Source organism: Rhizobium grahamii CCGE 502, from assembly GCF_000298315.2.
Lineage (GTDB): Bacteria > Pseudomonadota > Alphaproteobacteria > Rhizobiales > Rhizobiaceae > Rhizobium > Rhizobium grahamii.
Genome location: NZ_AEYE02000013.1, coordinates 165,941 through 186,767 on the forward strand (window position 1 = coordinate 165,941; position 20,827 = coordinate 186,767).

The 20,827-nt window shown below is 60.0% G+C and carries 21 protein-coding genes and 1 pseudogene; 8 read left to right on the top strand and 14 right to left on the bottom strand.

Annotated features, from left to right (window positions below; all coding sequences use genetic code 11):
• Window positions 1-101: 101 nt before the first annotated feature.
• On the top strand, window positions 102-1,637 hold the full coding sequence (locus RGCCGE502_RS10960) for a sensor histidine kinase (RefSeq protein WP_016554230.1): 1,536 nt from the start codon (window positions 102-104) through the stop codon (window positions 1,635-1,637).
• A gap of 2 nt (window positions 1,638-1,639) precedes the next feature.
• Here RGCCGE502_RS10960 and RGCCGE502_RS10965 read toward each other — a convergent pair whose 3' ends face one another.
• The 3 genes from RGCCGE502_RS10965 to cobT form a co-directional block, all read right to left on the bottom strand.
• Entirely contained in the window at window positions 1,640-2,644 is a 1,005-nt protein-coding gene (locus RGCCGE502_RS10965; RefSeq protein ID WP_141652316.1) for a hypothetical protein, read from the bottom strand.
• 209 nt (window positions 2,645-2,853) lie between these two features.
• A complete protein-coding gene (locus RGCCGE502_RS10970; protein WP_016554232.1) occupies window positions 2,854-3,234 on the bottom strand; it encodes a diacylglycerol kinase in 381 nt (126 codons plus the stop codon).
• A gap of 119 nt (window positions 3,235-3,353) precedes the next feature.
• Complete coding sequence (gene cobT, locus RGCCGE502_RS10975; RefSeq protein ID WP_016554233.1) at window positions 3,354-4,370, bottom strand: nicotinate-nucleotide--dimethylbenzimidazole phosphoribosyltransferase; 1,017 nt, start codon at window positions 4,368-4,370, stop codon at window positions 3,354-3,356.
• 138 nt (window positions 4,371-4,508) lie between these two features.
• Here cobT and RGCCGE502_RS10980 point away from each other — a divergent pair, with 138 nt between their 5' ends.
• The 3 genes from RGCCGE502_RS10980 to RGCCGE502_RS10990 are packed head-to-tail and all read left to right on the top strand — an operon-like array spanning window position 4,509 to window position 6,217.
• Window positions 4,509-5,291, top strand: a complete 783-nt coding sequence (locus tag RGCCGE502_RS10980) for an adenosylcobinamide-GDP ribazoletransferase (RefSeq protein WP_016554234.1) — start codon at window positions 4,509-4,511, stop codon at window positions 5,289-5,291.
• A gap of 18 nt (window positions 5,292-5,309) precedes the next feature.
• Window positions 5,310-5,519, top strand: coding sequence for a DUF1289 domain-containing protein (locus tag RGCCGE502_RS10985; RefSeq protein WP_016554235.1), 210 nt, complete (start codon window positions 5,310-5,312; stop codon window positions 5,517-5,519).
• Window positions 5,516-6,217 (top strand): TIGR02281 family clan AA aspartic protease, encoded by a 702-nt coding sequence (locus RGCCGE502_RS10990; RefSeq protein ID WP_016554236.1) that lies wholly within the window; start codon window positions 5,516-5,518, stop codon window positions 6,215-6,217. The genes RGCCGE502_RS10985 and RGCCGE502_RS10990 overlap by 4 nt, the downstream gene beginning before the upstream one ends.
• A gap of 9 nt (window positions 6,218-6,226) precedes the next feature.
• Here RGCCGE502_RS10990 and RGCCGE502_RS10995 read toward each other — a convergent pair whose 3' ends face one another.
• The 3 genes from RGCCGE502_RS10995 to RGCCGE502_RS11005 all read right to left on the bottom strand — a co-directional run bounded on the left by RGCCGE502_RS10995 (window position 6,227) and on the right by RGCCGE502_RS11005 (window position 9,630).
• Window positions 6,227-6,988, bottom strand: a complete 762-nt coding sequence (locus RGCCGE502_RS10995; RefSeq protein ID WP_016554237.1) for an ABC transporter permease — start codon at window positions 6,986-6,988, stop codon at window positions 6,227-6,229.
• Window positions 6,985-7,911, bottom strand: a complete 927-nt coding sequence (locus RGCCGE502_RS11000) for an ABC transporter ATP-binding protein (RefSeq protein WP_016554238.1) — start codon at window positions 7,909-7,911, stop codon at window positions 6,985-6,987. The genes RGCCGE502_RS10995 and RGCCGE502_RS11000 overlap by 4 nt, the downstream gene beginning before the upstream one ends.
• A gap of 390 nt (window positions 7,912-8,301) precedes the next feature.
• Window positions 8,302-9,630, bottom strand: coding sequence for an extensin-like domain-containing protein (locus RGCCGE502_RS11005; protein WP_016554239.1), 1,329 nt, complete (start codon window positions 9,628-9,630; stop codon window positions 8,302-8,304).
• 228 nt (window positions 9,631-9,858) lie between these two features.
• On the opposite strand from RGCCGE502_RS11005, the gene RGCCGE502_RS11010 reads away from it, so the two are divergent.
• Together RGCCGE502_RS11010 and RGCCGE502_RS11015 are read left to right on the top strand one after the other, a co-directional pair.
• Entirely contained in the window at window positions 9,859-10,905 is a 1,047-nt protein-coding gene (locus RGCCGE502_RS11010) for a sensor domain-containing diguanylate cyclase (RefSeq protein WP_016554240.1), read from the top strand.
• Between the two features lie 89 nt (window positions 10,906-10,994).
• Entirely contained in the window at window positions 10,995-11,414 is a 420-nt protein-coding gene (locus RGCCGE502_RS11015; RefSeq protein ID WP_019279869.1) for a DoxX family protein, read from the top strand.
• Window positions 11,415-11,427: 13 nt separating this feature from the next.
• On the opposite strand, the gene RGCCGE502_RS11020 is transcribed toward RGCCGE502_RS11015, so the two are convergent.
• The 8 genes and pseudogenes from RGCCGE502_RS11020 to RGCCGE502_RS11050 form a co-directional block, all read right to left on the bottom strand.
• Window positions 11,428-12,849, bottom strand: coding sequence for a pyridoxal phosphate-dependent decarboxylase family protein (locus RGCCGE502_RS11020; protein WP_016554242.1), 1,422 nt, complete (start codon window positions 12,847-12,849; stop codon window positions 11,428-11,430).
• Between the two features lie 113 nt (window positions 12,850-12,962).
• On the bottom strand, window positions 12,963-13,178 hold the full coding sequence (locus RGCCGE502_RS11025) for a hypothetical protein (protein ID WP_016554243.1): 216 nt from the start codon (window positions 13,176-13,178) through the stop codon (window positions 12,963-12,965).
• A 74-nt stretch (window positions 13,179-13,252) separates the two neighbouring features.
• Window positions 13,253-13,447 (bottom strand): hypothetical protein, encoded by a 195-nt coding sequence (locus tag RGCCGE502_RS11030; protein WP_016554244.1) that lies wholly within the window; start codon window positions 13,445-13,447, stop codon window positions 13,253-13,255.
• A gap of 161 nt (window positions 13,448-13,608) precedes the next feature.
• Complete coding sequence (locus RGCCGE502_RS37220; protein WP_019279870.1) at window positions 13,609-13,767, bottom strand: hypothetical protein; 159 nt, start codon at window positions 13,765-13,767, stop codon at window positions 13,609-13,611.
• A gap of 128 nt (window positions 13,768-13,895) precedes the next feature.
• Window positions 13,896-15,557 carry an alpha/beta hydrolase gene (locus RGCCGE502_RS11035; RefSeq protein WP_016554245.1) on the bottom strand — a complete coding sequence of 554 codons (1,662 nt, stop codon included), beginning with the start codon at window positions 15,555-15,557 and terminating at the stop codon, window positions 13,896-13,898.
• Between the two features lie 58 nt (window positions 15,558-15,615).
• Entirely contained in the window at window positions 15,616-16,632 is a 1,017-nt protein-coding gene (locus RGCCGE502_RS11040) for a linear amide C-N hydrolase (RefSeq protein ID WP_439332338.1), read from the bottom strand.
• 86 nt (window positions 16,633-16,718) lie between these two features.
• Window positions 16,719-17,518 (bottom strand): annotated as a pseudogene (locus tag RGCCGE502_RS39180) (hypothetical protein).
• A gap of 166 nt (window positions 17,519-17,684) precedes the next feature.
• Window positions 17,685-19,493: a methyl-accepting chemotaxis protein gene (locus RGCCGE502_RS11050; protein ID WP_016554247.1), complete on the bottom strand. Its 1,809-nt coding sequence runs from the start codon at window positions 19,491-19,493 to the stop codon at window positions 17,685-17,687.
• Between the two features lie 319 nt (window positions 19,494-19,812).
• Here RGCCGE502_RS11050 and RGCCGE502_RS11055 point away from each other — a divergent pair, with 319 nt between their 5' ends.
• Window positions 19,813-20,196: an acyl-CoA thioesterase gene (locus RGCCGE502_RS11055; protein ID WP_016554248.1), complete on the top strand. Its 384-nt coding sequence runs from the start codon at window positions 19,813-19,815 to the stop codon at window positions 20,194-20,196.
• Window positions 20,197-20,199: 3 nt separating this feature from the next.
• The gene (locus RGCCGE502_RS11060) at window positions 20,200-20,787 is read left to right on the top strand and encodes a hypothetical protein (protein ID WP_016554249.1); all 588 of its coding nucleotides are present in this window, start codon (window positions 20,200-20,202) and stop codon (window positions 20,785-20,787) included.
• The last annotated feature ends 40 nt before the right edge of the window (window positions 20,788-20,827 follow it).

Consider the following 20,827-nt stretch of genomic DNA (forward strand, 5'->3'; position numbering starts at 1 on the left):
CGCCTCCTTCAGAAACAAATCCTTCGCAAAGATGGCTAACATCATCTTAAGGATTGCGCTCTAGGGTGTAGAGACCCGCGGATCAAGTTTCAACGTGCACAATGAGTACTGGCGTTAGCACATCGACCGATAAGAACATCGTCGACAAGTCACGCAGTCACCGGAACAAGCCTGTATCGAAGGCTGTTCGGCTGACGCGGGAACGCCTGCAATCGAGCCACGCCGCGAGCGGCGGGTTCGATCGCGACGTATTGGTGATGTATGTCAATGCCGTCCTGCAGGGCGCTTCGATCGTCCCGCTCTTTGTCATCATCATTGCGGCATTCGGGGTTTACTTCACCGAAGACACGCAGATCTTTCTGTGGGCACTGCTGACACTGACAGCCCATGCGGCAAACGTCTTCATCGCGCGCCGCGCCCGCAGCCAGGAAATCAACGGGACAACCGCGCGCAGCTGGCGCCGCATTCTCCTACTCGGCCAACTCATGGTCGGCTGCTGCTGGGCAGTGTTCGCTCTGCAGGACTGCGCCGTATGCGAACCGTCGAGCTTCCTGCTTTACAAGGGCGCCACGCTACTGATCGCACTTTCCGTGACGGCCATGTCAAACTTCATGCTGACACCGTCGGTGCTGATAACCTTCGCCCCTGTCGTCCTCGGCCTGGTCGCCAAGGCCGGTCTGTCGCGAGAGATCCTTGAGGTCAGCCTGACCGCCATCTTCACGACCACCGTCATTTTCTTCAACTACATCGGCGACCGGCTCTTCCAATCCAACCTCAAGATCCTCGCCTATCAGGCAGAAAAGGACGACCTGATCGCCGAACTCGAAGTCGCAAAATCGATGTCGGATGAGGCCCGCCGTCGGGCGGAGGAAGCAAACCTCGCAAAGTCTCGTTTCCTCGCCTCGATGTCGCATGAGCTGAGAACGCCCCTCAATGCCATCCTGGGCTTCTCCGAGGTCATGTCCGCCGAGGTCATGGGTCCGCTCAACAACCCGACCTACAAGGAATACACCAGCGACATCCACCGCTCGGGCGAGCATCTGCTGAATCTCATCAACGAGATCCTCGACCTCTCGCGTATCGAGGCCGGTAAATACGAGCTCAGCGAGGAAGCGATTTCGCTGTTGAACATCTCCGAAGATTGCATCGGCATGGTGCAACTGCGGGCTCGGGGCAAGAACATCACCATCTCGCAGCAGTTCGAGCCTGAATTGCCCGCCGTCTGGGCAGATGAGAAATCGCTTCGCCAGGTCGTCCTCAACCTGCTTTCGAACGCCGTGAAGTTCACGCCGCAATCGGGCGAAATCCACGTCAAGGTCGGCTGGACCGCCGGTGGCGGCCAATACATCTCCATCAAGGACAACGGCCCCGGTATTCCGGAAGATGAAATTCCGGTGGTCCTGTCGGCTTTCGGCCAGGGCTCGATCGCCATCAAGAGCGCGGAACAAGGGACCGGCCTCGGCCTGCCGATCGTTCAGGCGATCCTCGCCAAGCACGACGGCCAGTTCATCCTCAAATCGAAGCTGCGCGAAGGCACCGAAGTCATCGCCATCCTGCCTGCCAAGCGCGTGCTGCAGACCGTTCCGGCTGTCGAGGATACCCAAGCGGTTTCCCGCAAGCGCCGCAGTTTTGCGTAGCGCTATTCGACGATCCGCTTGAAATCAGGGTCGTTCGCGAAGTCCTGCAGGTCGTTGTCGATCGCGTCCCGGTCCGTCAGCGCCTTGAGGCTGGACCTGGCGGAATCGCTCAGCTCAACCGCCTTGTGGGCCGCGTTCAACACAGAGTTTCGGGTCGTCCTGCGCTCTTCTGCCGATGCATCACTCGGCAAATAGTGATGTTTCTGCCCGTATGCGGCAGCCATCAAAAACCAGTAGCGCGACAGCTTGGCGGCGGGCGTTGCCGCCAGCTTGTTGCCGAGGTCTATTGCCTTGTCATATCCGTCGCTCTGATAGAGCTGGCTCGCAATGACGTTGAGACTGTCACTGACCGATAGGCTAGCCGCCCGGGACGCGTAGCTAATCATCGGATCGTTCTGCGGCAAGGATGTCGCAAGATGCCTGACCTCTTCCGCTACTTCCGTTTTCAGCTCCGCCGCCCCAGGGTTGGTTAGCAAAGTTTCGACATATAAGAACAGCGGCGACAAATAGAGACGAGTATACAGATAGAAGAATATAAAACCGCTCACGGAACCTGCGATCAGCAGAAACGGCCCAACCGTTGGCAAAATGCCGGCAGATTGGGATCCACCGGCGAGTGTCGCCCTTTCCGCCAGAAAATCACTGAAACTGCGGAAGCTGTCTCCAAGCGAGTCGACCTCGGTAAGCCCGACGCCAACCAGCATCGTCGTCAGCCACTCCGAGATGCGTTCCAGATTCGTGTTTGACCCCAGCAGCCGCTCCTTGCCGCTCACATTTTGATCGTCGAGGGCCGCGGCTCTCGGACTGGTTCCCGCGGTCGTCGATGTGGTTGCAGCTACTGTGGGGGTTATCGAATTGTCTTTCGCCAAAACGCGAGGAACGGAGAAGAGGAACCCCAATAGCCCTCCGATCGCGATCCCCGCAAAGACGATGAGCACCCCGACCCCGAAGCCTCCAACCGGGCCGCCGGCTTGCGCAATACCCGCGAAGGCAAGGGTTAGAAGCACTGCAGCTGCTCCTACTTGGAGGAGCAGTACGGCATGCCGATTGCGTTCCGCAGCTTGCGACCGAGCATTGAAATACTGGTTCGTTCTTTCGAAAACCGCCGCCATCTGATCCCCCAACCCTGCGCCTGGGGATAGAATAGTCACACTCTAAACACATCTTCAAGGAGAATATTACTAACGCCACAACCTGAAGCCACTATTGGTTGCGGTCACCCAAACAACAGATGCTTGCCGATCGTAAACAGCAGGAACATCCCGCACGCCGCGATAATGCAGAGGACCGCAAACGAGCCGAGATCCTTGGCGTGCTTCCCGACCATCGAGATCTCCGGCGAAATCCTGTCGATGACTTCCTCGATCGCGGTGTTCAGTGCTTCGACGGCAAAGAGGACGAGAAACAGGACGACGGCGATCATCAGCTCGGCCAGCGTCGCGCCGACGGAGACCAGCAGGATCAGTGAAACCGCGAAGAACAACAGTTCCTGCCGGAACGCCGCCTCCTTGATCAGCCGGCGAAAGCCGCCAAGCGAATAGCTGGCGGCTGCAAAGAAGTGGCTGATGCCGGTGAGTTTTGTCACGGCAGGTTTCATCAAGTGCCCTCGTCGTCCTTCAATGGCGGCCATTGCCGCCATCAGTCAGAAATTGCGATACCGGTTCACGGTCCCCGCGGCAAGAACTCTGTCATCAACCTGTCATAAACCTGAAGGTTTCAGTGCTTGTTGCTGACGCCTGCCTGCGAGAACGTTGCCATGCCGGAATGGCAGGCCGCTGCTGCCTTGACGATACCGGCCGCGAGCGCCGCGCCGGTCCCCTCGCCGAGCCGCATCCCGAGAGCGAGAAGCGGCGTTTTGCCAAGCATTTCGATCGCGCGCAAATGTCCGGGTTCGCCGGACACGTGGCCGATCAAGCAGTGATCGAGCGCCGAAGGATTGGCGGCCTTCAGGATGGCGGCAGCCGCCGTGGCGACATAGCCGTCGATCAGCACCGGGATCTTCTCGACACGGGCGGCGAGGATTGCCCCGGCCATCGCCGCGATTTCGCGTCCGCCGAGGCGGCGCATGATCTCCAGCGGATCGTCCAGATGGTCACTGTGCAGCGCCACCGCCTTTTCGACCGCAGCTATCTTGCGTTCCAGCATTTCGCCTTCGGAACCGGTGCCCGGGCCAACCCAGTCCCGCGCGTTCCCGCCGTAAAGGGCATAGTTGATCGCTGCTGCGATCGTGGTGTTGCCGATCCCCATCTCGCCGATGCAAAGAAGATCGGTGCCGCCTGCAATCGCCTCCATGCCGAAGGCCATGGTTGCCGCACAATCGCGCTCGGACAATGCGGGCTCTTCGGTGATATCACCGGTCGGGTAGTCGAGCGCGAGATCGAAGACCTTCAGCCCAAGGTCATAGGCCACGCAGATCTGATTGATCGCAGCGCCGCCAGCCGCAAAATTCTCCACCATCTGCTGCGTAACGGCCGCCGGAAACGGCGTGATGCCTTGCCTGGTGACGCCGTGATTGCCGGCGAAGATCGCCACCAGCGGCCGGTTCACCGCAGGTGCCCTGCCCGTCCAGGCCGCAAGCCAGAATGCAATCTCCTCGAGCCGTCCGAGCGCGCCGGGTGGCTTCGTCAACTGCGCATCGCGCTCGCGCGCGGTAGCAAGTGCCCTGGCATCCGGTCCCGGGAGATCGCGCAGAAGTGCCCGAAAATCGTCGAATGGCAGGCCTGAAACGCTCATGAATGCGATTTCCTTGTCTTGGTCGGTAACTTGTCTTTTCGCTGCAAATCAGCTTCTTTCGTCGCCACTCTCTTAAAGGTAGGCGCCGGGGCGAACAACTCCTAAAGCGCTGCATATGGTCGCGGAGTCGGGGTGAGAATGTACATCGGAAACTATGCTGCCGACCTCGCTCGCTCCGTCGCCTTCCTCAGCCGCATTCCGATGCCGTCTTTCGCCTTCGTCGGCTTCGACGGCAAGCTTGACCGCGCCTCCCGCGCCTTTCCCATGGCAGGCATTGTCATTGCGCTCGTGCCCGCGCTTGTCTTCCTGGTCATGCTCGGCCTGCGCGCGGACCGTCTAATGTCCGCGTTTGCAGCACTGGCCGTTCAAGCGATATTGACGGGCGCGCTGCACGAGGATGGCCTTGCCGACTGCGCCGACGGCCTGGGCGGCGGGCGCGACCGCGACCACGCGCTCTCGATCATGAAGGACAGCCGCATCGGCACCTATGGTGCTATCTCGCTGATCCTGTCGTTCGCGCTGCGGGCGGCTGCACTCGCTGCGATCGCGCGCGCAGCGCCGCCACTTGCCGCGGCGCTCACGATTCCCGCAATCGCCTGCATCAGCCGCGGCGCGCTCGTCTGGCACTGGCACCGGCTGCCATCGGCAAGACCCGTGGGCGTGGCAGCCGCCGCCGGGCAACCCGGCGAAGGCTCAATGCACATGGCGCTCGTTTCCGGCTGTGTTTTGTCCGCTCTGCTTCTCTGGCCGAGCCTTGGTCTCTTTCCCCTCGTTTGCGCTCTCCTCGGCTGCGGCTTGTCCGTCATGGCCTTCACCCGGTTCGTCCACCGCAAGCTTGAAGGTCATACGGGTGACACCCTCGGCGCGGCGCAACAGATTTCGGAAATCGCCGCCGTCTGCGCCCTTGCCATGGCCCTGTGAAATCTCGATATAGATTGCATGCAAACACCCTGCATCGATGTCTGCTCTATCGACCCAAAGACCGGCCTTTGTACGGGCTGCGGTCGTACGCTTGCCGAGATCGGTGGTTGGATGTCATTTTCCGACGACGAGCGCGAACGGCTCATGGCTTTACTGCCCGCACGGCTTTTCGCAAAAGGACAGGATATCTCGCAGGCTACGCAGATTATTCCGGAGCGGCGTGCATGAACCGTCTGACGATCGTCCTTGCGGTCCTTGGCCTGGGTCTCGCCGTCCTTCTATTCAGCGGCGACACAAGCCGGATCTTCGGCATGCGGACCGACGATTTCGGCCGTTTCATCTATCTGCTTCCGATCGCGCTGATGCTGGCCGCCGGCATCTGGGCGCGCCGCGCCAGCGCCAGCGAGACCCTTCGCAACCTGATGATCTGGCTTGTCCTGATCCTCGGCCTTGCGACCCTTTATCTCTATCGGCAGGAAGCGCTCGGGGTCGGCAATCGTCTGCTCGCAGGTCTTGTCCCGGGCCGCGCAGTGGTCGTGACCACCAGCGAGGGTGATCAGGAGGTCATCTTACACAAGCTTTTGAACGGCCATTACGAGGCCTATGTCACGATCAACGGCCAGAGTATTTCGATGCTGGTCGATACCGGTGCCAGCATGATCGCGCTGTCCCGCGAAGACGCCGAGCGAGTAGGCATTATCCCCGACAACCTCGAATATTCGATGAGCGTGATGACTGCCAACGGCCGCGCCCGCGCCGCCCGTGTCATGCTGTCCGAGGTCGCGATCGGGCCGATCATCCGTCATAACGTTCCCGCCAGCGTCGCACAGGACGGCAAGCTCGATCAGAGCCTTCTCGGAATGAGCTTCCTCTCGACCCTTGGATCCTTGCAGATCCAGACTGACGAGCTTCGGATGCGGGACTAGAGGCAGCGTTCAGCTCCGCAGCCGGTATCCCGTCCTGAAGATCCAGGCCAGCGTCCCTAGACAGATCGCCAGGAAGATCGAGATCATCCCGAGGCTCACCAGCGGATTGACGTCCGCGATGCCAAAGAAGCTCCAGCGGAAGCCGCTGACCAGATAGAGCACGGGGTTGAAGTGGCTCACTGCCTGCCAGAAGGGCGGCAGCATGTTGATCGAATAGAAGCTGCCACCGAGGAAGGTCAAGGGCGGCACGACGAGCATGGGAATGAGGTTCAACTGCTCGAAGTTCGTAGCCCAGATGCCGATCATGAAGCCGAACAGGCTGAACGTGATCGCCGTCAACAGAAAGAACAGAACCATCATCACCGGATGCTCGATCCGGATGTCCACGAAGACATTCGCAGTGAGCAGGATAATCACCCCGATCATCAACCCTTTTGTCGCGGCGGCACCGACATAGCCAAGCAGAATTTCGGTCATTGCCACCGGCGCCGACAATACCTCGTAAATCGTGCCGGTGAACTTCGGAAAGTAGATGCCGAACGACCCATTGCTGATGCATTGCCCAAGCAGCGTCAGCATGATCAGGCCGGGCGTGATGAACGCGCCGTAGGACACGCCTTCAACCTGCTGGATGCGCGAACCGATCGCCGCGCCGAAAACGATGAAATAGAGCGATGTCGAGATCACCGGCGAAACGACACTTTGCAGAAGCGTCCGGCGGGTGCGGGCCATTTCGAAGAAATAGATGGATTTGATGGCTTCGAAGTTCATTTTGCCCCTCCCACGAGCGCCACGAAGATGTCTTCCAGCGAGCTCTGTTGCGTGGAAAGATCCTTGAAGTGAATGTCGTGCTCACTGAGCCGCTTCAGCAGCGTGGCAATGCTCTCCTGCTCCTTCTGGGTATCGAAATCGTAGATCAGTCGGCTGCCGTCTGCCGCAAGCGAAAGACCGTTGCCGGCAAAGCGATCCGGCAACGCCTGCATCGGCTCGTTCAGTTCGAGAATAAGCTGCTTGCGGCCTAGCTTCGCCATCAGCGCCGTCTTGTCTTCGACCAACAACAGCTCGCCGCCGTTGATGACGCCGACACGGTCGGCGATCTCTTCCGCCTCTTCGATATAGTGCGTGGTCAGGATAATCGTGACGCCGGAGCGGCGCAGCTTTTCGACGACGTGCCACATGTCCTTGCGCAGCGTCACGTCGACACCTGCGGTGGGCTCGTCGAGGAAGAGAATTTCCGGCTCATGCGATAGCGCCTTGGCAATCAGCACCCTTCGCTTCATGCCACCAGACAATTGCCGCAGCGTGTTGTCCTTCTTGTCCCAAAGCGAAAGATCGCGAAGCACCTTCTCGATATGCGCGGGGTTGGATCGCTTGCCGTGCAGACCGCGCGAGAAGCTGACCGTATTCCACACAGTCTCGAACTGATCTGTGGTTAGCTCCTGGGGAACGAGCCCGATCATCGAGCGCGTCGCCCGGAAATCCTTCACCACGTCATGACCGCCGACGGAAACAGTGCCCCCGCTCGGATTGGTAATGCCGCAGACAATCGAGATCATCGTCGTCTTGCCCGCCCCGTTCGGCCCGAGCAATGCCAGGATTTCGCCCTTCTCGACATCGAGGTCGATGCCCTTGAGAGCCTGAAATCCGTTGGCGTAGGTCTTGGTGAGATTTCGGATGGAAATGATCGGTGCCATGAAGGGCTCTTCTGGAGGCTGCGGCGAAAAGTTGCTCGCCGCTATATATGCGTTTCCGGTGGCTTTGACATCCCGGCACCGCTGAACAGAGTATTCACTTCCGTGAAAACGCTTCCAAGCGAAAAAAATGTCCAAGCCTGTGGAAAACTCCGGCTTTGCAGCATGTCATCACCCGGTGATCTTTCTGCGGCATAAAGACGGCGAGGCAGCAAGCGCTCTCCGTCCCGCCGCACCCCTTGCGGAGCAGCCGCCCGAGCGATCTCGTTACGCTCCCGTGCTTCCTCGACATGCGTGAAGTGCATTACCAGTCATTACATGATCTGACTCGGCCGGGCGGCGCCGCCCGCGCCGCGTTCGCCTTGGGCCGGCCTTCGGGCCGGCCTTTCCTTTTCAGCGGCAGTAGACCCTGCCGCTCTGGCGTGCGCGCAGATCGAAATGGAAATGATTCCAGTGTTCCGGGTTGCTCCCGGGTCCCAGTACCGTATTGAAATACTTGCAGCTGTCGGTGCGCACGGCCTGCAACAGCCTGCCCTCCCGGAACGAGAACAGCCCCTTCTTGCGCACATCGATCGCGTGGCCGCTCTTCAGAACGAACTTACCGACATCGATCGCGTTGCCGCGGGCATGCTCGGACATCGGATTGTAGCGCTGCCGGCTGTTGTTCATGCGGCGGCAGCTATATCCGCCAAGCGGCTGAATGGTCTTGATGCCCGACCAGTAGCGAAAGCGCGCGGACGGGGCGAGCTCGTTCTTGACCCATTTGGCAAAAGCGAGCGTCACCTGGCAATTCAGTGTCACCGCTGGCCTGACGCCGATATTGCCGGAAAGCCCCTGCAACGAGATTGGATACGGCACCTGGCAAGCGGGCCCGTTCGAGATTGGTGGCTTCTCGGTATAGACAACGCCCATTCGCTTCAGCTCGTGGCGGCAGGCAAGCTCCGAGGCCGGCATGACGCTCGGATCAGCAGGAGCCGCGGGCGCACTCATCATCGGCGCGGTCGGGTTGTTCGGCCGCAGCATGGCGACCTCCTGCTCGTCGTTCTCCTCGGGCACTCGCGCGGGCGCCACAACCGCTCTGCCGTCATTCCAGACAGGCGCGCTGCTCATCTGTGCTTGTGCCGCCGGCGCCGGGATGCGCGCGCGATTGAGCTGGGTAGGGTTGTCGGTCCCGATGCCATCCACGACCGGCTGATCGGACTGCCCCTCGGCGATCTGTTGCTGCTGTTCCTCGGCGAGGCCGACAACCGGTTCGGCACCAAGTTCGGCATCCATGTTCACGCCACCCTCGGGCACCGAGAGCTGCTGCGTCCCACCCCAGGTTGCCGGCTGGCCGCGAAGCGAACCGGCCGCACCCTGCGCGCCTGCCATGGCCTCATCGCTGTCGATCATCGGCAGTCGTCCGGGCCGCGAGGACGCCTGCAACGTCTGTGAGGGAGCGCCGGCGCGGCTGTGTCCGGTTCCGGAAAGATTTGGCGTATTGAGGTAATCGACCGAACCCGCCGTATCGGCAACCGGTGCATTTGCAACCGGATAGGGCTGCTCGCTTGGCGGCATCTGCATTTGCGCCGCCGGCACATGGCGCGGCGGCGAAATTGAACCTACCCGTGTCCCGTTGTCGACGTCGCCGGGCGGAATAAGGCCATCGGTCGAACATGTTACCAACGCCGTCGAGAGCAGCGTTGGCAGCACATATCGCCGAAGAATGGAAACAAACGCCATGCTCTCATCGCTTCCGAGGAACGGCAGGGATCTAAAACTTCAACCGAAATTTAGTGACGAACGGTGAACGAAAGCTTACCCGGACCAACGAAGGCGGGCCTTGAGCCCAAAACAGTACCGGACCAGCACACGCGCGCGCGACAAGACAGTTTGCGCCGCCGCGTACAAAACGAAATCTTAAGTCATTCCAACGATTGTAAGATTGGGCCATCCAACGTTGGGTCGAGCATGAAATTCTTCGCTGCCTTCGCCAAAATCGCAGATTGCGTGGCGCCCTCCCGGCGCGGCCGCCAGGCTGCTATGGAGGCGCTCCAAAACACGCTCGCGGAAACAAAAAAACAGCTCGAACAGCAGGCAGTTGCGCTTGCCCACAGCCGCAAGATCTTCGATCGCTCGTCCGAGGCCGCCAGGATCGGCGTCTGGGAATGCAGCCTGCCGGATAATCGCCTTGTCTGGACCAAGATGGTCTATGATCTCTTCGATGCGCCGTACGACGCCGAACTCGATCGCGCCGAAATCCTGAAGTGCTACTCGAAGGAGTCCCTCGCCGAGCTTGCTCGCGTCCGCACGCGTGCAATCGAGGAACGCTCAGGCTTTACACTCGACGCGGAGATCGTCACGCCCAAGGGCCATACGCGATGGATCCGCATTACCGCGACCGTCGAGTGTGAAGACGGCGTGCCTGTCCGCATCTTCGGCATGAAACTCGATATCACGGCCGAGAAGACGATGTTCGACCAGATTCGCTATCTCGCAGAATTCGACATCCTGACGGGCCTCCCGAACCGTGCGCAATTTCAGACTGCACTGCAACGCCTGCCCCTCCGCTGTATCAACGGCACCGCCGCAGCCCTGCTTCTCATCGACCTTGATGGCTTCAAGGGGATCAACGACACCTTCGGTCACCAGGCTGGCGATGAATGCCTCAAGGAAACAGCGGAGCGCCTGCTGGCGGCATGCCAGGGGGCAGATCTGGTCGCACGCATCGGCGGCGATGAGTTCGCGGTGCTTGTCAGCGGTTACGACAGCGCCGGTAGTGTCGCCAGGCTCGCGGAGACGGTCGTCCAGTGCCTCAACCGCTCCGTCGAACGGGATGGCTCCCGGATGCATGTCGGCGCGTCTGTTGGCGTCGCCTTCTTCGACCCAACCATGCGCTCCGACATCTTCGTCTGCGCCGACGCCGCGCTCTACGAGGCGAAGTCTCAGGGCAAGAACCGGTTCCGGATCTACCAGGTTTCGGTCAGCGACGACAACCGAAAGATGGATGCAGCCTAGCCACCCGGTAAAGCCTGACGAATCTGCTGCTTTCAGGTAAGATGCGGGAACGCTATCCCGGGTTCGTTGGCAGCGTGCTGGAGGTCCATATGGCAGGCGGAAAATCCCCGGTCGTGACAAGTGCGCGCGACGTCGCCCTGTTGATCGGCAGGTTGCTTCTTGCCTGGATCTTTCTGCATGAGGGAGTATCGCTGGCGGTGAATTTTTCCGGTGCCATCGAGATGGCCGCGCAATTCGGCTTGAGCGTCCCCTTGCTTGTGGCAACGATCGCTCTGCAGATCGTTGCTGGTCTCTCCATCGCGGCCGGTTTTTCGACCCGCATCGGCGCTAGCGCCTTGGGCCTGTTTTGCGTTGCGACGGCGACGCTCTATCACACCAACTTCAGCGACCAGAACGAGCTCTTTCATTTCGAAAAGGATCTCGCGATTGCAGGCGGCATGTTCGTGCTCGCGGCCGTCGGTGCAGGCGCTCTCTCGATTGACACCTGGCTGAAGGGTCGCGGGTTCTAGCGCGAACGACAGGTCACCGCTCGGTCACTATGGCGTCGCGGCGCTCTCGTCGATAGGCTCGCAAGATTGCGTCAATCGCCCTCTCCGCCTGGTCGGCATCCGTCTGATAGTTGGAAACCGAAAGCCGCATGACGTGCCTGCCGCGCCATGCCGCTCCGCTGGCAAACAGGACGCCCTCGCGCTGCAAGGCCCCGATCGTCCGTTTCGTCAGCTCATCGCCCTGCTCAGGAGGCAGGTCCGCTCCGAAGCGCACGATAACCTGGTTGAGAACGACATCATTGCCAATAACGATGCCCGGTTCCTCACCAAGAGCCGAAGCGACGGCCTTTGCAGCGTCACATGCTTGATCAACCAGAGCGCCGACACCACTGCTCCCCAGGTGTTTGATCATCGCCCATGTGGCAAAACCGCGTGCGCGTCGCGATAGTTCCGGGACATAGTCCGAGGAATTGCGCTCGCCCTCGCTGGCAAGCGGCAAATAGCTCGCCGCGATGGTCATCGCGCGCCGATGCGCCAGTTCGTCGCGCACGATCGCATAGCCGCAATCATACGGCGTCTGAAGCCACTTGTGCCCGTCGGTGGCCCAACTGTCCGCCTGCTCTACATCAGCCGTCAAATCGCATCGCCGAGCTGAAGCCTGCGCCCACAGGCCAAATGCACCGTCGACATGCACCCATGCACCCTTCGATTTGGCAAGTGGAACCAGGCGGCCGAAATCGTCGCAGCCACCGGTATTGATCTGGCCAGCCTGGAGGATGGCTATGCAGGGTCCGGAGATGTCCGCTACCGCACGCTCGAACGCTGCGGGCTTGATGCGCCCCTGATCATCCGTCGCAATGCGCACCACGCGATCGTGGCCAAGTCCGAGAAACTGCAGGGCCGAAAACACGGTCGTATGCGCGTCATCGCCGATCAGCACGGTAATGGGCGGCGCTCCAAACAGTCCATTGGCATCTGCATCCCAGCCGGCGCGCAACAGCACCTCGCCCCGAGCAGCCGCAAGGCAGGTGAAATTTGCCAGGGTCGCGCCGGTGACAAAGCCGACAGAGCTGCTTGCCGGGAGCCCGAGCAGTTCAAGCAGCCAGGCCGCAGCCACTGCTTCAACCGCAGCAGCCGAAGGCGACACCATATGGTTGCCGGCATTCTGTCCCCATGCGCTCGTCAGGAAATCAGCAGCAACCCCCATCGGATGAGAGCCGCCGATGACCCAGCCGAAGAAGCGCGCTCCGGTCGTCAGATGCAATCCGGGCTCCGCTGCCGTCACCAATTGCTCGAGCACGTCGACCATGGGCGATGGCTGTTCGGGCAGCGGACCGGCAAAGGCATCTACCGAGGCGAAATAGTCATGAAAGGGGTGATGGGGACGGCGGTCGTTCTTCTCGCGAAAGCGGGCGGCATGACCGGCAGCGATTGAGAATAATTCCTTCGTGCCCATGATATCCGCCCTCCACGCCGCGCCGTCAAAGCCCGCGATGGCGGAGAGTAACCTGAACTCTATGACGGGGCCAGCCCGATGGCCAAGCGCACCTGTCGACAGCCTTCAGGACTTCAAGCGCCAAGGCTGCGAAACGCCATCGGCGCATCGCGTTTGTCGCTGCCGTAGAGCTCGTTCATGATCTTGGCGACTTCGATGGCATGGCCTTCGGTCAAGCCGTGCAATATCTGCCCGCCAAAAGAAGCAGGCTCTTCAGTCTCGTTGTCCCACACGATCCATGAATCGAGCGGGTCGCAGATGACATCGTAACGTTGATCGGAACTACACATGGGTAAATTGCCTTAAAGAACCCTACCCGCTTAAGCCCTCGACTCTTAACGTGCTCTTGCTTCGGACTACCAATTTAACGCGAGCGATTTCTTGTCCTGATGATCGGGAAGCCCAGAAAATACCAGGACAGGGCCGTTCCCAAGCCCACCGGCGCGATCGGACCGATGCTGCCGCCGCGCAGCAGGCAGGCCAGAAGTCCCGCGACCAGTCCGACGATCACCAGATCGATCAGGCACGGCCGCGACTCGGATGATGATTTCTCTCCCATGATGTCGACTTAGGTCATCCGCCTGCCTGGACAAAGGCATTGCCCCTGGGATGGCTAACAATGCCTGAACGTCAGGCGTGGCATCTCTCTGAGACGCGCCGGAAGTGTCGATTTGATGCACCTGTCGCCGCTTGCGCAGGGCAAATGCGACGCGCCCTCATCTATCGGGCTGGAACGCTGCCTGTAACGATCCGGTCTGTCTTCATCACCTGCATCTGCGGCCAGTTGGACGCGGCTTCGCTGGCAGGACGACTGCCGACTGCCAGAATTGTGATCAGACCCGCCACGATGGCAGTAAAAAGCAAGCCGCTGTAGGTCATTGTTTCGAGCCTCAATGCTGTGGTTTCCCAGCCACTGCGGCGCAAACTGATACGAGACGCTAAATGAAAACCTAATGAACATGGTTAACGCACAGCGTTTCCCGATTTGAGGCGCGATCTGTGGATAACTAGTCGCCCTCGCCGGTCTGCGCTGGGTGCTCCTGGAACAACCGCTTCAAGGCGTCGACCTGCTCCGCGTCGATCTTCGCGTCCGTCACGGCGATCCAACCATCAATGTAGTGTTGCGGAGCATAGACATGGCCGTACCCCATCGGGGACGTCGTCGCGGTTGCCATGTCGACGAGCAATTGCAGCATCGTCAGCGCTGGAAACCAACGCAGGCTCGGCGAAACATCAGGCCCCCGCGGCTGCCGCATCCAAGCCGGCTCCCGATAGAAAGAATGGGGATCGAAAAACGTCACGGCATCGCTGGCATATTGCAGGTAGACGAGACGAATGGGCCCCCACTGTGCACCCGGTATATCAAGATGGTCCGTCTGGTTGGTAAACCGAATGAGCGATCCGTCGCGGAACTGCGGCAACCACGCGGGCGATTGCGGATTGCGCGCCGCCGTCACGTCTCGCCACATCCTGCTTTCGAACGGCGGGCCGCTCCACAGAGCACCCTGGAACGGATCCGCCACGATATCGAAGATATCGGCGGAGATCTGGGAATTCAGCGCTCCAAGGCTGAGGCCGTGCAGGTAAAGCTTGGGCCTCTTGTCTCGCGGCAGCGTCGTCCAGTAACCATAGACTTCGCGAAACAGCGCCCTGGCGGAAGCCGATCCGTATTCCGGCTCGACGAGCAACGAAAGCCAGCTGGTCAGATAGGAATACTGGAGACCCACGCTCGCCACGTCCCCATGCTGCAGATATTCGAGCGTATCCATTGCCTCCGGGTCGATCCAACCGGTGCCGGTCGGGACGATGATCACGAGCAGCGAGCGTTCGAACGCGCCCTGGCGCTTCATTTCATCCAGCGCAAGCTTTGCGCGCTGCTCAATCGTCTCTGCGTTGTTCAGGCCGACATAGGTTCGTATCGGCTCCCGCGCTGGCACCTTCCAGAAATCGCCGATATCGCCGGCTGTCGGCCCCGACGAGATGAAATGACGGCCCTGGCGACCAAGTCCCTCCCAACTGACAAGCGAGGCGGCGCTTCCTGTTTTCGCGGGTTCGGCGGGTACGGGGACGTCGTCTTCCAGCAGTGCATCCAATTTCTGGAAGGATGTGTCTGCCATATGGAGAGCCGAGCGCAGCAGCACGCCATTCACGACGGACCAGAAGAGCACGATGGCCAGCGCGCCGCCAACCACCTGCGAGACCCGAGGCGGTACGAAACGCGACAGCCATTCCGAAAAGGACAGACAGGTAAGTCGGAACAGCCGCCCAACCAGAAAGGCCGCGAAAAAGACAAGGATGGCGATGGACGCAACCTTGAAGGGGTCGGCCGTATCGACTCGTTCCATATGCCATAGGTCGCGGATCGAATTCTGCCAGTCGGCAGCCCGCCAAAGTAAAACCGTGGCCAGCACGAGGCCGAGTCCACAAAAGATCAGGTTGCCGGGCAGTCTGCGGTCGCCGGGAACCGGCAGCTGCAAGTACTTCCAGAGCCAAGTGAAACTTACCCCGATGAGATACCCGACCGCGGCAGCAATGCCAGACAGAGCGCCTTGAATGAAATAGGAGCGTGGCATGAGACTTGGCGTCAGTGACGCGGCGAAGAAAATGAAGCCAAGGGCCAGCCCCGGCGTCGAGAACGACACGAACAGGCGCAGCAACAAACGGTTCATGCGGTCCCTCTCATGCTTCTGACGCCGGCAACGACCGGCGTGCCCAGTCTCCCCACATCTAAAGACCGAGGAACTTGAACGGCGCGGACTCCTTGAAGTCCTTCGTCGCGTCTCCGGAATAGGTGTGGTCCTGGTTCTCGCCCAGATCGAGCTTCTTCACCTTACCGCTCTCCTTGGAGAAGTCGATTGCCTTGAGGTCGACCCAAAACGTATTGGGCGTCAGCGCGGACTCGAAGAAGTAGAGCATGCGCTTGTGATCTACGACCGTCCGCCAGCGTGTCGAGGAGATGTTCGGCTCTTCCGGCGTGTTCAAGCCGTAAGGCACGGAGGCGTTTCGAATGACACTGAAGACACTCGCCAAGGCCCTGTTCGGATCTTCATCCCTTGGAATCGCATTCACATAGAACGACGCGCGTGCGAACCGGTCGGAGGCGCGATTTGTACCCGGCAGCATGACCGTCCCACCGATCTGCTTCCAATAGGAATTCAGGGCGAGTTGCTCGTCGAAGCTCGGCGAATTCGTCATCACCTGATATTTTCGGTCATGGTGGATGACCTGCCTGCCCTTGATGTACTCCACGATCGCACTGTCACCAGTCTTGTCGGACATCGAAAGGTGAAGCGTCGTCAGGCGGTTCTCGCCCGGCACGTTGTCGCTGACAACAGTGAAGGGCTCCTTTTCAAGCGCTGCCACCGCCTCGTCCACGGACGCAAAGTTGTCGAGCACATATTGCCCCCACGCCGCGATCGTCAGGCCCGGCTTGCTGTCCTTGTCGAACTTTGGATACTCGGACTCGACGAGCCACAGCAGATTGACATTGAGACCTGCCTCGTTGACCCCATCGGTCGTGGATACGTCGTATCCGGTGGCAACCACGCTGCCGTATTTCGCCGTCCACTTTATGGAGTTCGGACCAGCCTCACCACTGCGGTCAATGCCACGCGGCAGCACCCAAAGGTTCGTGGCGACATCGCTCTTCCAGTCCATCGACCGGGCAGTGATGATGTGTCCATCCGGACCGAGATAGACCAGGCGCGTGCATGCCTCAGCCGCTGTCTGCCCAAGGACCAACATCGATCCGACGGCGAGCGCCACAAGTGAACGAGCCAGAGGGTTGGTGCCGAAGATCATCCGCTACTCCATTCGTTGTTTGAACTGAACTAGAAGCGCATCGAGAAGCCGACGACCGGTCCGTGTTGGCTGACATCCCAGCGAAACTTGTTGGCACCGGTGAAATCGTCGTTTTCGTAGTCCTGATACAGCAAGCGATAGCCGGCCCTGAGGATCGTTGGTTTGCCGAACATCTCCATTCTGTAGCCGAGGTAGGCCTGCGCATTGACGCTGACCTTGGATCCGACATCGAAACCACCGATGTCAGCCTCGGCAAACAGGTTCCAGCGGTCGGTGATGTCCGCATTCATTCGAAGACCGATGAACGGATCGGTCCAGTCCGCGCTTTTCGTTGTGCTGGTGCCGAAAGCAGAAACGTCCGCCTTCAATTCCGTCCAACGGACACCAGCAGTCGGCTCGAAGGAGATCGTCCGAGGTTTCCAAAGACTGTCTGGCCACCCAGGTCGACCTCGTAGGCCTTGAAGAATGCGCCTGCAGAGAGCGTCGTGGTCTTGATATCAAGCCCGATCTCGTGCGCGAAAGCCTGTTCGTCCTGACTTGTCTGAACGTGCTGCCCATCGAAATAGACGCCCCATTTTCCGTTCGTAACCTCGACATTTCCCATCAGGACGAAATCGAGGTGATCGAAAATCTCGGAGAACGGAACGTCCACATCCGTGTCGAAGCCGGCGAGCGATCCACTGCCATTCAGCGAGGCAGCCCAGGCATATGGGCTGACGATGACCGCCCATTCCCTCTCAGGCTCCATGCGCTCAGCATCGAAGTCAGCAGCCCTGCTCGGTGAAAACGCTGTCGACGACATGCAAAACACGAGGCCGAACAAACTCATCGGCACGCAAGGCGCGAATCGAAGCATTCCAGGCCTCCGCTGCGGGACGCCTGCACCTTACTATCTGAAAGCGCAAATTCAAGGGACGCACGAACAGGTGGCCGGCACGAAAAAGTCTCCCGCAACATTGCGCGAGAGACTTTCGGGGTTTTCGTTAGCCGAGCAATCAGGCTGCGCGCGACATCCGACCTCCGCCGCTGGCGAGTCTGAAGTTGGCAAGCAATGTGCTCAGCTGCCGGCTTTCCTCGGCCAGCGTCTGGCTTGCAGCAGTGGTCTCTTCCACCATCGCGGCATTCTGCTGCGTCATCTGGTCCATGTGATTGACCGAAGTGTTGATCTCGTTGAGCCCCGTCGCCTGCTCGCGAGCCGCTGTGGCGATCGAGGCGACATGGTTGTTGACGCGATTGACCAGTTCTTCGATTTCGAGCAGGGCATCGCCGGTGGAGCGCACCAGCATGACGCCGTTGCCGACCTCGCTTGCCGAGGTGCTGACCAGCACCTTGATCTCCTTTGCGGCATTGGCCGAGCGTTGCGCCAGTTCACGCACTTCCTGCGCGACCACCGCGAAGCCGCGTCCCGCCTCGCCTGCGCGCGCCGCCTCGACACCGGCGTTGAGTGCGAGCAGGTTCGTCTGGAAGGCAATCTCGTCGATGACGCCGATGATCTGACCGATACGGTTGGACGAATTCTCGATCCGGTTCATCGCAGTCACCGCATTGCGGACAATCTCACCCGACTTGCCGGCGCTGGTCTTGGTTTCCGCTACCATCTCGCGAGCCTCCGCCGCGCGTTCCGACGCCGTCCGCACCGTCGCAGTAATCTCGTCAAGAGCCGCCGCTGTTTCTTCAAGGGCGGCCGCCTGCTGCTCGGTGCGCTTCGACAGATTGTTTGTCGCTCCGCTGATATTGCCGGCGCTGTCGTTGACGACACGCGTCGATTCCGCGATCGCCTGGATGACCCCATTCAGCGCGCCAACCGCGGAGTTGAAGTCGGATCGCAGCTTGGCATAGTCGTCGCCGAGATCGCCGATCGACACGGTCAGGTCGCCTGCCGCCAGTTTCTCGAGGCCGGCACCGAGCGACTGAATGGCAAAGCTCTGGCGATCCGCCGCCGAGCGTAAGTTGGCCTCGTTGCCCCGACGCTCCTCCTCGATCTGCGACTGATGCCGGCTCTCGCGGTCCCGCATCACTGCACGCTCACGGACGGAATCCCGCAGCACAAGCAGGGATTTCGCCATTGCGCCGATCTCGTCACGCCTGTTGTGGTCGACGATGTCGACCGCGTCGCGCTCGTCGGCAATGGCGTTCATCGCGCCCTTGAGCCGAGCGATCGGCGACGTCACGCTGCGCACGATGCCAAAGGCAACCGCGATGATGACAATCGCGCCGACGAGGCAGGCACCGGCCGCCCAGATCGCATTCTGACGATAAAGGGCCGCAAGATCGTCGGCATAGACGCCTGTGCCGACGACCCAGCCCCAGGGTTCGAAGCCGACCACATGCGAGTATTTCAGCACCGGCTCCGCCGCACCCGGCTTCGGCCAGTAGTAGTCGACAAAGCCTTCGCCGCTCTTCTTCACGGTGTTGGCGAACTCGACGAAGATGAATTTCCCTGTCGGATCCTTGTTCTGGGATAAATCCGTTCCGTTCAGTTCCGGCTTGATCGGATGCATGATCATCGTCGGATGCATGTCATTGATCCAGAAGTAGCCATTGCCGCCGTAGCGCATGGCTGAGATCACGTCTTTCGCCGCAGTTTGCGCCTGCTCTCGCGTCATCGCGCCGGATTGTTCCAGCTTGTAGTATTTCTCGAAGATGGCGGTCGCCGTCGCGTCCATCTGCGCAAGACCATGCTTGCGCTCGCTCTCCAGCTTGGCATGCGAATAGTTGAGGAAGAAGGTGATGGCGAGCACCAGAATAGTCAGCGCCAGCCCCACAAGAGAATAGAGGCGGGTGGAAATCTTGACGTTACGCATTGAGCCCCAGCAGTTCAGAATTTGATCATAGTCAAATACTGCTATGCAGGCCTTACTGGATGGTGAATTTTAATTAGATCTCACTGACTTGCCGTAAGGTGATGATTTTCTCAAACGTCTCGCATCTTCGCGCAAGTCATTGATTTACATTGACCGCCCAACATTGCTCCAAAGCACGCTAGGTAATATCTCATAGAACTATAGTCTGAGTTTCGGAGAGGGATGCCTCACCCTTCAGACATCAGCGCGTTTCGCTTCCAGGGCTTCTGCGCTAGGGTCGCTCGGAATCGTTGTCCGTTTTCTTGAACAGGAGCCTTCCATGACCGACGCCAAGCCGAATGGCGCCCTGACCCTTCGCACCGTGGCCATGCCCGCCGACGCCAATCCGGCAGGCGATATTTTCGGCGGTTGGGTCATGGCACAGATGGACCTTGCGTCTGGCATCACGGCATCGGAGCGCGCAAAGGGTCGCGTCGTAACCGCCGCGGTCAAGGAAATGGCGTTCGCCCTGCCAGTGAAGATCGGCGATACACTCTCGGTCTTCACCACGATCGAAGCTGTCGGCCGCACCTCAATCACGCTGTCGGTCGAGGCATGGGCAACCCGTGCCCGCTACAACAACATGGAGCAAGTGACGGCGGCGACCTTCATCATGGTCGCGCTCGACGAGACCGGAAAGCCGAAGCCCGTTCCAGCGGAGTAGCCCATGGAATCGGTCAGCTCGCCCGAGGTCTTTCTCCACATCAAGGTGGTGATGGGGATGGTGATCTCGCTCAGCCTCGCGCGGCTGCTGACGGGCATCGCCAGCATCATCCAGCATCCGGGAAAGGGCAAGCCCTATGCCGTACATCTCGGCTGGGCGGCATCGATGTTCCTCTTCATCATCCACATCTGGTGGTGGGAGTATCGGCTGCAGGCCGTGCCGGTGCTGCATTTCGGCATCTACCTGTTTCTCGTCTCGTTCTGCTGCCTGTTCTTCATGCTCTGCGCGCTGCTCTTTCCCGCCTCGCTGGACGAGTATGGCGGCTACGAAGAGTATTTCTATTCGCGTCGGCGCTGGTTCTTCGGCACGCTCGCCCTCACCTATGCCGTCGACATCATCGATACCGCGATCAAGGGGGCGGACCATATCCAGTCCATCGGCTGGGAGTTTCCGGCGCGCAACATCGCCTATGTCATCCTCTGCGTCATCGCCGCATGGACGGCCAACCGCCGCTTCCACGCCGCCTTCGTCTGGCTCAATCTGCTCTATCAGGTCAGCTTCATTTTCCGCATCTATGACGTCCTTGGATAAATACGCAACTTTTTGGTTGCCATTTCACGACTACCATGAG

Coding starts and splice junctions, on each gene's coding strand:
- RGCCGE502_RS10960 (WP_016554230.1), top strand. CDS start 102: ATGAGTACTGGCGTTAGCACATCGACCGATAAGAACATCGTCGACAAG.
- RGCCGE502_RS10970 (WP_016554232.1), bottom strand. CDS start 3,234: ATGAAACCTGCCGTGACAAAACTCACCGGCATCAGCCACTTCTTTGCA.
- cobT (WP_016554233.1), bottom strand. CDS start 4,370: ATGAGCGTTTCAGGCCTGCCATTCGACGATTTTCGGGCACTTCTGCGC.
- RGCCGE502_RS10980 (WP_016554234.1), top strand. CDS start 4,509: ATGTACATCGGAAACTATGCTGCCGACCTCGCTCGCTCCGTCGCCTTC.
- RGCCGE502_RS10985 (WP_016554235.1), top strand. CDS start 5,310: ATGCAAACACCCTGCATCGATGTCTGCTCTATCGACCCAAAGACCGGC.
- RGCCGE502_RS10990 (WP_016554236.1), top strand. CDS start 5,516: ATGAACCGTCTGACGATCGTCCTTGCGGTCCTTGGCCTGGGTCTCGCC.
- RGCCGE502_RS10995 (WP_016554237.1), bottom strand. CDS start 6,988: ATGAACTTCGAAGCCATCAAATCCATCTATTTCTTCGAAATGGCCCGC.
- RGCCGE502_RS11000 (WP_016554238.1), bottom strand. CDS start 7,911: ATGGCACCGATCATTTCCATCCGAAATCTCACCAAGACCTACGCCAAC.
- RGCCGE502_RS11005 (WP_016554239.1), bottom strand. CDS start 9,630: ATGGCGTTTGTTTCCATTCTTCGGCGATATGTGCTGCCAACGCTGCTC.
- RGCCGE502_RS11010 (WP_016554240.1), top strand. CDS start 9,859: ATGAAATTCTTCGCTGCCTTCGCCAAAATCGCAGATTGCGTGGCGCCC.
- RGCCGE502_RS11015 (WP_019279869.1), top strand. CDS start 10,995: ATGGCAGGCGGAAAATCCCCGGTCGTGACAAGTGCGCGCGACGTCGCC.
- RGCCGE502_RS11020 (WP_016554242.1), bottom strand. CDS start 12,849: ATGGGCACGAAGGAATTATTCTCAATCGCTGCCGGTCATGCCGCCCGC.
- RGCCGE502_RS11025 (WP_016554243.1), bottom strand. CDS start 13,178: ATGTGTAGTTCCGATCAACGTTACGATGTCATCTGCGACCCGCTCGAT.
- RGCCGE502_RS11030 (WP_016554244.1), bottom strand. CDS start 13,447: ATGGGAGAGAAATCATCATCCGAGTCGCGGCCGTGCCTGATCGATCTG.
- RGCCGE502_RS37220 (WP_019279870.1), bottom strand. CDS start 13,767: ATGACCTACAGCGGCTTGCTTTTTACTGCCATCGTGGCGGGTCTGATC.
- RGCCGE502_RS11035 (WP_016554245.1), bottom strand. CDS start 15,557: ATGAACCGTTTGTTGCTGCGCCTGTTCGTGTCGTTCTCGACGCCGGGG.
- RGCCGE502_RS11040 (WP_439332338.1), bottom strand. CDS start 16,632: ATGTTGGTCCTTGGGCAGACAGCGGCTGAGGCATGCACGCGCCTGGTC.
- RGCCGE502_RS11050 (WP_016554247.1), bottom strand. CDS start 19,493: ATGCGTAACGTCAAGATTTCCACCCGCCTCTATTCTCTTGTGGGGCTG.
- RGCCGE502_RS11055 (WP_016554248.1), top strand. CDS start 19,813: ATGACCGACGCCAAGCCGAATGGCGCCCTGACCCTTCGCACCGTGGCC.
- RGCCGE502_RS11060 (WP_016554249.1), top strand. CDS start 20,200: ATGGAATCGGTCAGCTCGCCCGAGGTCTTTCTCCACATCAAGGTGGTG.